The sequence below is a fragment of the Streptomyces sp. BR123 genome (assembly GCF_013401435.1).
GTDB lineage: Bacteria > Actinomycetota > Actinomycetes > Streptomycetales > Streptomycetaceae > Streptomyces.
Window position 1 is genome coordinate 1 of sequence record NZ_JACBGN010000221.1, and the last position, 12,004, is coordinate 12,004.

Annotated in this window: 9 protein-coding genes; 5 read left to right on the top strand and 4 right to left on the bottom strand. The window is 74.4% G+C overall.

All coding sequences use genetic code 11. From position 1 onward, the window contains the following. Together HYE82_RS26925 and HYE82_RS26930 are read left to right on the top strand one after the other, a co-directional pair. A partial coding sequence (locus tag HYE82_RS26925; protein ID WP_179176758.1) for a non-ribosomal peptide synthetase occupies positions 1–2,090 on the top strand: 2,090 nt, incomplete at its 5' end. Then, a complete protein-coding gene (locus HYE82_RS26930; RefSeq protein WP_179176759.1) occupies positions 2,087–2,782 on the top strand; it encodes a formyltransferase family protein in 696 nt (231 codons plus the stop codon). The genes HYE82_RS26925 and HYE82_RS26930, both read left to right, overlap by 4 nt. A gap of 62 nt (positions 2,783–2,844) precedes the next feature. Here HYE82_RS26930 and HYE82_RS26935 read toward each other — a convergent pair whose 3' ends face one another. Next, positions 2,845–3,069, bottom strand: coding sequence for a hypothetical protein (locus tag HYE82_RS26935; RefSeq protein WP_179176760.1), 225 nt, complete (start codon positions 3,067–3,069; stop codon positions 2,845–2,847). Between the two features lie 328 nt (positions 3,070–3,397). On the opposite strand from HYE82_RS26935, the gene HYE82_RS26940 reads away from it, so the two are divergent. Next, positions 3,398–7,729: an ATP-binding protein gene (locus HYE82_RS26940; RefSeq protein ID WP_179176761.1), complete on the top strand. Its 4,332-nt coding sequence runs from the start codon at positions 3,398–3,400 to the stop codon at positions 7,727–7,729. A 61-nt stretch (positions 7,730–7,790) separates the two neighbouring features. Here HYE82_RS26940 and HYE82_RS26945 read toward each other — a convergent pair whose 3' ends face one another. Next, positions 7,791–8,648, bottom strand: coding sequence for an NAD(P)H-binding protein (locus HYE82_RS26945; RefSeq protein ID WP_179176762.1), 858 nt, complete (start codon positions 8,646–8,648; stop codon positions 7,791–7,793). Then, positions 8,645–9,070, bottom strand: a complete 426-nt coding sequence (locus HYE82_RS26950; protein WP_179176763.1) for a nuclear transport factor 2 family protein — start codon at positions 9,068–9,070, stop codon at positions 8,645–8,647. Before HYE82_RS26950 ends, HYE82_RS26945 begins: the two co-directional genes overlap by 4 nt. A gap of 86 nt (positions 9,071–9,156) precedes the next feature. Here HYE82_RS26950 and HYE82_RS26955 point away from each other — a divergent pair, with 86 nt between their 5' ends. Beyond that, positions 9,157–9,753: a TetR/AcrR family transcriptional regulator gene (locus HYE82_RS26955; protein WP_179176764.1), complete on the top strand. Its 597-nt coding sequence runs from the start codon at positions 9,157–9,159 to the stop codon at positions 9,751–9,753. A 97-nt stretch (positions 9,754–9,850) separates the two neighbouring features. Here HYE82_RS26955 and HYE82_RS26960 read toward each other — a convergent pair whose 3' ends face one another. Beyond that, positions 9,851–10,369 carry a carboxymuconolactone decarboxylase family protein gene (locus HYE82_RS26960; protein WP_179176765.1) on the bottom strand — a complete coding sequence of 173 codons (519 nt, stop codon included), beginning with the start codon at positions 10,367–10,369 and terminating at the stop codon, positions 9,851–9,853. 824 nt (positions 10,370–11,193) lie between these two features. Between HYE82_RS26960 and HYE82_RS26965 the strand changes: the two genes are divergently transcribed. Continuing rightward, on the top strand, positions 11,194–11,907 hold the full coding sequence (locus HYE82_RS26965; protein WP_256987744.1) for a twin-arginine translocation signal domain-containing protein: 714 nt from the start codon (positions 11,194–11,196) through the stop codon (positions 11,905–11,907). Positions 11,908–12,004 lie beyond the last annotated feature (97 nt).

A 12,004-nucleotide genomic window follows, 5' to 3' on the forward strand; every position in this document is an offset into this window, starting at 1 on the left:
CCGCCGCCCCCGTCGCCGCCACGGACGCGCCCGCTCCGGCCGCGTCCGCCCCCGCGGCCGTGGTGTCGTCCGGGTCGCATGCCGCCGAGGGGGAGGGGTCCGGGGACCCGTCCCCGCCGCCGTCCCCGTCCGCCACCGTCGTGGACCTGTTCCGCGCCCAGGCCGCCCGTACGCCCGCAGCCGTCGCACTCGACGGGCCCGACGGACCGGTCACCTACGCCGAACTGGACCGCCGCTCCGACGCGGTCGCCGCCGGGCTGGTGCGGCGCGGGGCCGGCCGCGGGAGCCTCGTGGGCCTGGTCGTCGACCGGACCCCGGACGGGGTCTGCGCGCTGTGGGGGATCCTCAAGGCCGGGGCGGCCTACGTCCCGCTCGACCCGGGCCACCCCGGCCCGCGGATCCGCGACGTCCTGGAGGCCGGCGGCGTACGCCTGACCCTGACCCGGCGCCACCTCGCCGCGGACCTGGCCGCATTCGTCCCCGGGACCCTGCTCCCGGTCGAAGACGTGCCGTCGGCGGACCCGGACCGGGCCCTGGCGCTGCCCGCGGGCCCCGCCCCCGGGGAACTGGCGTACGTCATGCACACCTCCGGTTCGACGGGCCGCCCCAAGGGCGTGCTGATCGAACACCGCGGGCTCCTCGCCTTCGTCCACTGGATGACCGCGATGTGCCGCGTCGACGCAGGCACCCGCTTCGGATTCGCCGCCTCCTACGCCTTCGACATCTCCTGCTTCCCGCTCTTCCTGCCGCTCCTCGCCGGCGGTACCGCCGTTCTCGCACCCGGCGCGCCCTCCCCGGCCGTGCTGCGCGCCCTCGTCGGCGAGCACCGCGCCGACACCCTCGCCCTGACCCCGTCCCACCTCGCCCTCCTCGACGGCGACGGCGGCGGCCGGCTCCGCACCCTGCTCCTCGGCGGGGAGGAGCTCACCCCGGCCGCCGTGCGCTCCGCGTACGCCGCCTTCGGCTCCGACTGCCGGGTGATCAACGGGTACGGGCCCACCGAGGCCACCGTCGCCTGCCTCGCCCACCTCGTCGACGGCACCGAGACGGGCCCCTCCCTGCCCCTCGGCACCGCGGGCCCCGGTGCCCGCGTCGACCTGCTCGACCCGGCCGGCGAGGTCATCGGCACCGGCCCGGCGGACACGGGCCGCGTGGGCGAGATCGTCGTACGCGGCCCCCAGGTGGCCCGCGGCTACCTGGAGCCCGGGACCGGGACCGGCGACGTCGGCACCGCCGCCGACGGCACGACCGTCGACGGCACGACCGTCGACGGCACGACCGCCGACGGCACGACCGCCGACGGCACGGCCCGCACGGCCGGTCCCGGCGCGGTTCCGTCGCCGTTCTCGACCGGCCCCGACGGGATGCGCTCGTACCGTACGGGCGACCTCGGCCGGAGGTTGCCCGGAGGCGCGATCGCCTTCGCCGGGCGGGCCGACGGCCAGTTGAAGATCTCCGGCTACCGGATCGAACCCGCCGAGGTCACCGCGGCCCTGGAGGCCCACCCGAGCGTGGCCCGCGCCGCGGTGACGGCCCGCCGCCGCCCCGGCGCCCGTTCGGCGGTCCTGTGCGCGTACGTCGTTCCGGCCCCGACACCGGACAGCCCCGCCGGCCCTGCGGATCCCGCGGGCACGGGGGCCGAGACCGCCGCCGCCCTGCGGGCGGAGCTGGCCCGGACCCTGCCCCGGCACCTGGTCCCCGCCCACGTGATCGCCGTGGCCGCCCTGCCCACCACGATCAGCGGCAAGACCGACTTCGGCGCCCTCCCCGACCCCTTCACCCGGGACACCCCGGCCGACGGGAACACCGACGGCGCGGACAGCACCGACGGCCTCCGGGCCCGCGTCGCCGGCCACTGGGCGGCGATCCTCGGCGTCGACGCCGCCGACCTGACCCCCGACTCCGACTTCCAGGCGCTGGGCGGCGACTCCCTCGCCCTCGTCGAGATGCTCACCGCGGTCAGCGCCGACCTGCTCACCCCCGACCAGGCCCGCCGGTTCACCGAAGACCTCGCCTGCCTGGTCCGCGACCTGACGCTCGGCCAGGTCTGCGCCCGCCTCACCACCGTCCGCGAGGAGACCCCCGCATGATCTTCGTCGGAGACGGCGCCCTGTTGCGCCGTGCCGTCGCCCACGCCGCCGCCCGCCGCCACCGCGTCGACCTGGTCTGCTCCGCCGACCCGCTCGACGCCGCGGCCGCCGGCCCGGCCACCCCGCACCTCGTCCCCGCCCCCGACATCAACGCACACGCCGCCGTCCTCGCCGCCGCCTGCACCGACGGCGTCGTCTGGTCCGTCAACAACCGGCACGTCTTCCGGGCCCCGCTGCTCTCCCTCGGGCTGCGGATCGTGAACGTCCACAACGGCCTGCTGCCCCAACACCGCGGACTGCCGTCCGCCGCCATCGCGTTCGCCCTGCTGCACGGCGACACCGAGTACGGGGCCACCGTCCACGAGGTCGACGCCGGGATCGACACCGGCCCGGTCCTCGCCGAACAGCGCTTCCCCGTCGGGCCCGAGGACCGCTTCCACCAGGTGATGCTCCGCGGCGTCCGCGCCTGCCAGACCCTGTTCGAGCAGACGCTGCCCGGTGTCGCCGACGGCACCCTGCCGGCCCGTTCGCCGTCCGCGCCGTCCGCGTACTACGGCAGCCGCACCCTGGCCCGCCTCACGGACTACCGGCACGACCCGGCGTTCGCCCGCGCCACCGACCTCGGCCCGTTCGCGGCCCACGCCCCGGAACTCGTCCGGGCCCTGGAGCCCGTACACGCGATGCAGCCGTAGACGCCCGGCAGCGGCTTGCCGATGACGGCGAGCCGCTGCCGGGCGGGCGGGCAGATACGCCGTCAGCGGTTGCGGAGGCGGTTGCGGTTGCGGAGGCGGGTTGCGAGGGCGGTGAGCCGTGTCCAGTGGAGCCGGGCGGCCGTGCTCACCCACAGGCGCGGGGCCTCGCCGGCGGCCAGGTCGCGGACCACCTGGGACAGGAACTGCGCCTCCGGGCTCGGGTGCCAGGACAGGAGCTCGCCGGTGGCGCGCAGAGCCTGGTCGAAGAGGGAAGGGACATGACGCATCGTGGTGACCTCACCGTTTCTCGAGACGGGTGAGGTGCGGGCCCGCACCCCGGAGTTGCCGGCGTGCGGGTCAAAACTGGCCCGGGGCGGTGCGGTCCCCGAACTGACCTCGGGTCGTCCACGCTGCGTTTCCCTGCGCCGCAGGTCAGAGCAGGTGTGTGCGTAACTCCCGTGGGGTCTCGGCCGTCGGCGCGAGGCACGGGCGCCGGTGAGTGCCGGCGCCGGGGCCGGTGCCCCGCTTGCGGGTGGTGGTGGGGTGAACCGGACGCGTGGGCCGCGGTGTTGTCCTACGCTGAGCCGCCTGTCGGGCGGTGTGCGGGAGGTGGCGATGACGGCCGAGGAGCTCGTGGGGGCAACGGCGAGGGCGTATCTGGACCAGGCGCTGTCGTTCCTGTACGACAGCGCGGCGGAGAGGACCCGGCGACGGGCCCGCCCGCGCCCCGGTGAGGAGCGTGAGCGCTCGGACGAGACGTTGTGGCGGCAGGTGCACGCCCGGATTGCCGAGCAGATGCAGCAGGACCGCCGGGCCGGGGCCGGCAAGGGGCCCGATCGGTTCACGGCGTTCCGCTGGGAGACGTTCCGGCAGCTGCGGGCCGACATCGGTCAAGGCCGGCTGATCACGACGGACCGGCAGAGCGTTCTGGAGGCCCTGGTCCGCCTCGGCGGGCCCGACCACCGCGCTCTGCCCCTCCCCCTCGCCCTCGCCCTGGACGAGGTCGCTCAGGAGCTGCACCGCGTGCCCGGCCGACGGGCCGGCGACGGGGGCAGCCGGCACCGGAAGCTCGTCGACGAGGTCAGCGAGCGGGCCCGCCGGGACATGCTCCTCCTGGGCCGCGGCTCCGCGGACGCCCCGCCGGTGTCGCTGCGCGACGTGTACGTGCGCCGCGGGACCGAGGAGCGCATGGCGCGCATCGTGCAGCAGCAGGTGCTGGCCGGGCGGCCGGACCAGCCGGTCCAACTGGTGGTGGGGGAGGCGGGCACCGGCAAGTCGAGCCTGTTGTGGTGCCTGGCGGAGCTCGTCGAGGGCCGCAGGGCCGCACCTCCCCGCGAGGCCCTGCGCACCCGGTCGCCGTCGGGCGAACTGCGCACGGGCACCGGGATCCGGCCGGTCTTCCTGCGAGCCGAGCAGCTGCTCACCCCGGGGGAGGGCGACCGGCTGCTCGAATCCGTCGAGCGCGGCCTCACCCCCGGCCGTGTCGTGCTCCTCGACACGGCAGACCTGCTCCTGCACGCCGCGGACGGCCGCACCAGGCTGCTCCGGGCGGTCGCCGCCTGCCGGCAGCGGGGCGTGCCGCTCGTCATGACGTGCCGTACGCGCGACAGCGCGTCCCTCCAGGACCTGCTGGGCCGCACCCCCGCCGAAGTCGCCTTCCACGTCGGCGACTTCCACGGTCGGGAGGAGCTGGAGCGCGCCCTGTCCACGTACTGCCTCCACTACCTCCCCGACCGGCCCCCGGCCGCCCGGGCGGAGACGGTGGCGGCCCTGAGGGACGCCGCGGTGCGCGGTCTGCCGATCCGCGAGGTCGTCGCCAGGCCCCTGACGCTGCGGATGCTGTTCGAGGTGTACGCGCCGCAGTCGCCCACACCCGAGATCGACGCCGCGGGCCTCTACGACCGCTACTGGGAGCGGCGGGTCCGCGAGGACGCCCGCCACGGCTCCGCCGGCGATGCCGGACCGGTGTCGGCGGACCTGTCCTGGCCGGCCCAGGGACTCGCCCGCCTCATGCTGCACGACGGTGTGGTGGCCCTGCCCGTCGCGGACGCGGCCGAGCGGATGGCCGAGGCGAACCCCGAGGCCGGCGACGCGGATCCCCTGGACGAGCTGGCGCAGCTCGACCGGCGCAGCGTGGTCGCGGGGACGGACGGCGGCGGCCGGGAGACGGCGCGGGCGGCGACCGTCGGCTTCTTCCACCAGACGCTCTTCGAGTACGCCGCCGGCCGCTGCCTGGTGCGGCTCGCCGCGGACAAGAAGCAGTCCTACTACCGTGCCCTGGGCCGGCACCTCGCGGCCCACCCGGACGACTTCCTGCGCGCGGTGGTCGCCGAGCAGGCCCTCGTCCAGGGCATGCGCGCACAGGGCAGGGTGCGCGAGCACGCCGCGGAGCTGCTGGGCGAACTCCTGTGCAGCGAGGACGTCGACCTCCAGGTGATCGCCGTACGGTCCTGTGCCCTGCTCCCGGACGACCTGTACGGCAGCGTCCGCGACCGGTTCCACGCCTACCTGCGGGAGTCGCCGCCGCCGGCCATGGTGCGGGAGATGCTGACGGTCCTGCCGACCCGGGAGCACACCAACCCCGAACGCGTGGCCGAGGACCTGGGACTCATCCTGGAGCACCACCCGCGCATGAAGTGGCGCGTCCTGGACCTGCTGTGCCGGTTCGGCAGGATCGACCGCGGCACCTCGGACGCCGTCCGCGGGCTGCTGCACCGCCTGTGCGAGGACCCGGGCGGCTGCGTGGAGTGCGTGCCGGACCCGCAGGACGCCGCGCCGACCGGCTGCGGCGGCCGCTCCTGCCTGTGGTCGTGGCTGGTCAACCTGAACGCGAACAGCGCGGGCAGCCACGGAAACCAGGCGGTACGGCTGGTCGACGCCCTCGCCGAGCACTGGAGCGAGTGGGCGGCCGAGCGCCTGAGGCAGCTGCTCGCCCTGGCCGAGCACCACCGCTCGGCCCTCCAGGCCCTGCAGTGCGTGGCGGTGGTGCACCGGCACGCCGGGGACCCGGACCTGGACGCGCTGTTCCCGGTCGCGGCCGGGATCGCCCAGCGTCTCGGCACCGACAGGGCGGTTCCCCCGAAGGACACCGCCGACGAGGAGGAGGACGCGCCCGGCGGGAGCGGAGCCTGGGCCGCCCGGACGCCGACGGAGGAGTGTCAGGAGGCCCAGGCGGCGCTGGACGCGTACTGGTTCGCCTCCAGCCCGGGCAGGACGCCGCAGGACGTGGTCCGGGCCCTGGCCGCCGAGGGGAAGAACCCGTTCGACGTCGCGAGGCCCCGGCTGAGGGCGGTCCTGGAGCAGGTCGGCACCGGGCTGCGCGAGGCCGAAACCGGTGTGCCGGAGCTGCTGGACGAGACGGTCGGGCTCTGCCGGGGCCGGGACACCGTCGACGACGTCGCCGCCTTCCTGCTGCCGCCCCTGCTCCGCGAGCCGGCGGACGCCCCCGGGACGCGTGCCGCCGCCGAGTGGTGTGCCGACCGGCTCGACGTCCTCACCCCCCGCAGGGGCGGCCGCGTACGCCCCGGCAGCGCAGGCGGGGACGGTGCTGCCGACGGGCGCGCAGGCGGCGGGCGTACGGCGTCGTCTGCGGCTGCCCTGCGGTTCGCGGTCAGCGGTCTCGCCCGGCTGGCGCCGGCCCGGCTGGCCGAGATCGTGCGCTGGCCGTCCAAGGGCGGCTCGTGGGCCGAAACCAGGACGGACGACACGTTCCTCGCGTTGGACGGCGCCACCCGGCTCCTCGTCCCCCTGGCGGCGACCGGCCACGCGCGAGCCGTCCTGGGACTGGAGCGCTGGCGGACCCTGGAGGGGCTCCGGCACGCCCAGCTGGCCCAAGGCCGCAACGCCTGGCCCGAGTTCGGGGACGGCAGGCCCTACCACGGCAGCCGGGTCCGCGACCGGATGAGCGGGCTGGTGCAGGCGGCCCTCGCCGACCACGCCCCCCACGCGCACGCCCTCCTCCCGGAGGTGCTGCGCTTCCGCGTGCCGACGGCCGACGTGCCGTGGCTCGCCGCGCTGGCCAAGCGGACGGTGGAACAGCCGGGCCGGGCCGCCGAGCCGGCACGCGCGCTGTTCGCCCGGTACGGGCCCGACCTGGCCGACTGGTGCGCCGAATTGTGGTTCGAGGGCCCGTGCCCGGACGGGAACGCCAAGGCTGCGGCCCTGCGCCTGTGGGGCGACCTCGTCAGGCTGGGCGCCGCCGACCGGCCGCTGCTCGCCCGGCAGGCCGAGCTGGCCGCGAAGGTGCGCAAGGGGCAGTGGACCACCGCCGCCGGAGTCCTGCGGCACTGGAACGGCCACGACGTCTCTCCGATCGCCGCCGTCGGCGGGGAACCGGGCTGGCAGGAGCTGGACGCCGCCCTGGCCGCGGCCGGTGTCCCGGACGGCTCCGCCGGTGAGATCGCCCGTCTGCGCTCGTTCCTGCGCTGCCGCTTCGCACCGCTGTCGGCCCCGCAGGACGTCGCGGAGGCCGTCGCGACGGTCGCGGCGCAGCTCGGGGTCTGCACCGACACGGCCGCGATCCACGACACGGGTGCGGGGTTCCTCGCCGAGCGGCTCTGCGCGGTCGACCCGGGCGAGGCCGTCGCAGTGGCGCTGGGCGTGGCACGGCGCACGGCCGGATCCGGTGTGACCGACCCGCACCACGTGACCCGCCTGGGCTGGAAGTGGCAGAAGCCGCTGACCCGGATGGCCGTCACCGCCGACCGTGCCGACTGGCTGAGGCTGATCGCGGGCCTGGGTGACGGCCCGCAGTCGATGCTGCAGAAGGCGTTGGACACGGCGGCCGCCCGCCGCCGCGACGAGGACGTACGCGCCGATGCGGCCCGCGAGCTGGCGGCCAGTCCCTACCGGGACGCGGCCATGGCGGGCCTGCGCGACGCCGCGGTCCGGTACCGGAGGACGCCGCTGGAGGAGAGGCTGTGGCCCGAGGTCCTCAAACCGGCCTGAGCGGGCGGGCCGGGCGCGCCGTCGGCCGCAGCAGGGCGGCGGCGCCCGTCCAGCGGCCACCTCACCGCATCTCCCTTTCCAGGAGGGCGCGGAAGGTGCCCGGCGCCCGGCCCGTGAGACGCCGGACGGTGTCAGTGATCCGGTCCTCCGCGCCCTCGGAGATGGCCCGGTCCATGCCGGCGAGCATGGAGGCGAACTGCACCGGCACCTGTGCCGTGAGGCGGTCGCGCATCTGCTCGTACGACAGGCGGTGGTGGACCACGGGCCGACCGGTGACCTCCGTGATGATCGCGGCGACGTCGTCGTGGCTGAGGGCCTGCGGTCCGGTGAGGACGAGATCGGTGTTGGGGGCCTGCTCGTCGGTCAGGGCGCGGACGGCGGTGGCCGCGATGTCCTCGGCGTCGACGAAACCGACCCGGCCGCTCCCGGTGGCGGTCCGGATGACGCCGTCCTCGCGGATGCTCACGGCGTGAGCGTGCGTGCCGGTGAAGTTCTGCATGAACCAGGAGGGGCGCAGCACAGCCCACTGGTCGAACAGGTCCGGCAGGGCCCGGTGCACCGCGCCCACCCCCGGTCCGCCTTCGGGGATGGCCGAGGAGCTCAGCAGTACCGCGCGGCGCATCCCGGCGGAGCGGGCCCGGCGGAGGAACGGCAGCATGACCGCCGCCGGGTCGGAGTCGCCCGGGGGCGGGACGAGGTAGGCGCGGTCGACTCCGTCGAGGGCGGCGGCGTGGGTGGCGGGGTCGTACCAGTCGAAGGGGACGGGATCGGCGCCGGGGACCGGGGTGGCGCGGCGGCCGGCGGCCTTGACGCGGTGGCCGGCGGCGGTCAGCCGCGCGGCGGTGCGGCTGCCGGTGGTGCCCGTGGCGCCGATGACCAGCGTGGTGCCGGCGGGGGGCGTGGCCGTGGTCGCGGTCATCGGCTGCTCCCGGCGAAGCCGGTGCCGGCCGCGGGGGCGGCGAGGGGGTTCCAGTAGTCGCGGTAGGAGGTGATGTGCCCGTCCCGAACGGTCACGACGGCGATGTACGTCATGTCGAACGGGGCGCCGGTCTCCACCAGGCGGCCGACACCGCGCATCTCGACCACGATGGTCCCCGGGTCGGTGGTCTGGTGGATCGTCAGGGCGGGGAAGTCGTGCAGGTCGATGCGGTCGGGGTAAGGGCGCATGTACGCGGCGATGGCCTCCCTGCCCTCCAGGCGCCCGGGCCACCCCCCGGGGGCGAAGGGGAACTCCATGAGGCCGTCCTCGGCCCACAGGGCGACCCACGCGGGGATGTCCTTGTCCAGCAGCAGCCGCAGGCTGTGGCGGAACAGATCCGCCGGAGAAGTCGGTGCGGACATGGGTGTCCTCCAGCTCGTAGAATCCGGACCTTGGGTCCGTTTTGACGATACGGACCACGGGTCCGCTTTGCAAACGGAGGAGCAGCATGCCCGAGCACAGGTCTCGCAAGGACGCCGCCCGCAACAGGGAGGCCGTCCTCGCGGCCGCCGACGCCCTCTTCGCCCGCAGCGAGAGTCCCGAGGACGTCACCATGGCCGACGTCGCGACGGCGGCGGGCGTCGGCAAAGGGACGCTCTTCCGGGCCTTCGGCGACCGCGCCGGACTGCTCCGCGCGCTGTACGGGGCGCGGCTCGAACCGATCCGGGAAGCCGTCGAAACCGGCCGGCCACCGCTCGGCCCGGGCACCCCGCCGCAGGAGCGCGCGCTCGCCCTGCTCGACGCCCTCCTGTGCTTCAAACTCGACAACCGCCGCCTCGCGCTGGCCCTGGAGGGGACCGGAAGCGGCAGCCCGTACCGGGCGGAGCACTACGAGCAGTGGCACGGCCTGCTCCGAGCCGTACTGGAGCAGATCCCGGGCCTGGCCGACAGCGGCTTCACCGCCCACGCCCTGCTGGCCGCCACCCGGGCCGACCTCGTCGAGCACCTGGCGGGGCAGGAGCGCCAGCCGCGGGAAAGAATGCGCGCCCAGCTGGCGAACTTCGCCACCAGGGCGATCCTGGCCTCCGGCCACCAGGGGATCTGAGGAGCCGACCGCGCCGGAGGCGGACACCCGGCCGGGCCGGCCCGGGACTCCCGCCTGATGACCGGGAGCGCCGGGGCTGTGTGTGTGTGGGGCGCTGTCAGGTCCACTGCTCGGACGGCTTCACGCCCGGCAGCGGCTTGCCGATGACGGCGAGCGGGATGAAGAAGTTGACCTGGCCGATCGCGATGGCGAGTGTGGTGAGGGCCGTGTCGTCGTAGTGCTCGGCAACTCGGGCGTAGAGCTCGTCGGAGACGCGCTCGCCGTGCGGGGAGGGCTGGAGGACTGCCTCGACCAGGGCCAGGGCGGCGGCCTCGGCCTCGGTGAAGCAGGGGGCGTCCTGCCAGGAGGCCACGGCGGTGATCCGTTCCTCGGAGACGCCGTCCTTGCGGAGGCTGTTGGTGTGCATGACGGTCAGGTACGTGTTGCCCACGATCTGGCCGGCGCGGAGCTGCATGAGGTCGATGGTGGTCTTGGGTACCGAGCCGTTGCCGACGGCCTTGAACAGCGCCCCCGAGACGGGGCCGAGTTCGGGGACGAGCCGCGCGGGGTTCGGCAGGCGCGAGCCGTTGTCCTTGCGGACGGTGTTGTCCGGTGTGGGGTTCGGCTGGGCGGTCATCGTGGTGTTCCCTTCGGGTCGGTTGCGTTGCCTTCACCGCACTGACGGATCGCCGCCCACGGATGTGACAGCCCGTCGAAGATTTCTTCCGAGCCCTGAGGCCGGCCCCGGACGCCTGCGGGCGGGCGCGGAGCCCGGATGCGTACCCGGTCGGAGGGTCGGGCCGCCCCGGTGGCTCGCCCGGAGAGGCGGTCGACAGGGGAAATCCGGCGATTGTCCCGCGCCTCGGGGCGGGGCGTGTAATTCCGTCACGCGCACCGGTCCCCTTCAAATGAGAATCTCCCTTCCTTCATCCTCGGGAGTGGAAAACCTGCCGTGGCGTCGCGGAATTACCGCGAGATCGGCTGCGATGTTCCAGGGGAATTCAGTGGGATTTCCGGCGGGCTTTGCGGCTATCGGGTGACGGTGCCCGGCCTCGTCCCTTGGTGCCGCTTCTGTCCTGTAATGAGAATCCACGGCCCGGTGTCGTCCGTTCGGCGGCCGTGCGGGTGGAGACGTACCGCAAGCCCGCTTTGACCTGCATACACAAGCGGTGTTCAGGGATCCGCTTGTGCCCCCGAATGCGTTCCATCTGTCCGAAATAAAGGACTTGGGGTCCTATGTGAATCCGGATGCTCAGGGGAACCTCAGAGATCTTTCAATTTGTTGCCGGGGGCTCTCCGCCTGTGTGAAAGTTTCTTCCGAAGCCGCCGCTGACCACGGTGGCCGACTCAAGGGGGCGGCGAAGCCGGGGATATATTTCCTCCCGGACCCCGCCTCCCCCATCCCGCTCCTGCGATTTCCGCGCAGGGCTATCAGGAATCAAATCTGGGGGAAGTTTCTTCATGCGCAACATCACTCGGCGGGGCTTTGTCGGTATGGCTGCGACGGCGGTCGGTGCCATGGCTCTCGCGGGCATGCCCGGCCAGGCCGTGGCGGCGGAGGCCCCGGTCCCGAACACCCCGGGCGCGTACGTCTCCTGGCTCCAGCAGAAGGGCGGAGCCGGCTCCGCCGAGACGATCGCCCAGTTCAAGGCGCTGCCCAAGGACAAGCAGGAGAGGTTCCTGGGCTACCTGAACAAGCCGGAGCACTTCAAGGCGTTCATGGACGTCGCCTCCAGCACCACGGAGAAGCAGCGCGTCCTGGCCGACGGCGACATCGTCATCAGCAAGGAGGAGGAGAACTCCAACTCCGAGGCCGCCGCCGAGCCGACGCCCACCGCGTTCGCCGCCACCCGCGACCGCAGCGCCTGGCACAGCGTCTCGGACACCATCTTCGGCATCAAGGTCACCACCGTGAAGCTCGGAGTGCACTACCGGACCACCGGCAACCGTGTCACCAAGGTCATCAACGGCTGGGCGGGTCACACCAACTTCGTCCCGGCCACCACCTTCGACAACTCGCCGATCAAGAACTGGATCTCTGCCAACCCGGCCAACAACGCCCACTCCGAGACGGTGTGGACCGGCAAGTTCGTGGGCTTCGGCTCCTGGTCCTGCCGCCACCGCGTCTGGGCCGACCAGGACGGCTTCAAGGGCGGCTACCTCAAGCGCGTCTGACGCCCGATCCGATCCGGCGGCGGGCCCGACACAGGGGCCCGCCGCCTCGCCGCCGGCCCGCTTCCGCGCCCCTGCGCACGGGGGCGGGCCGACGGTC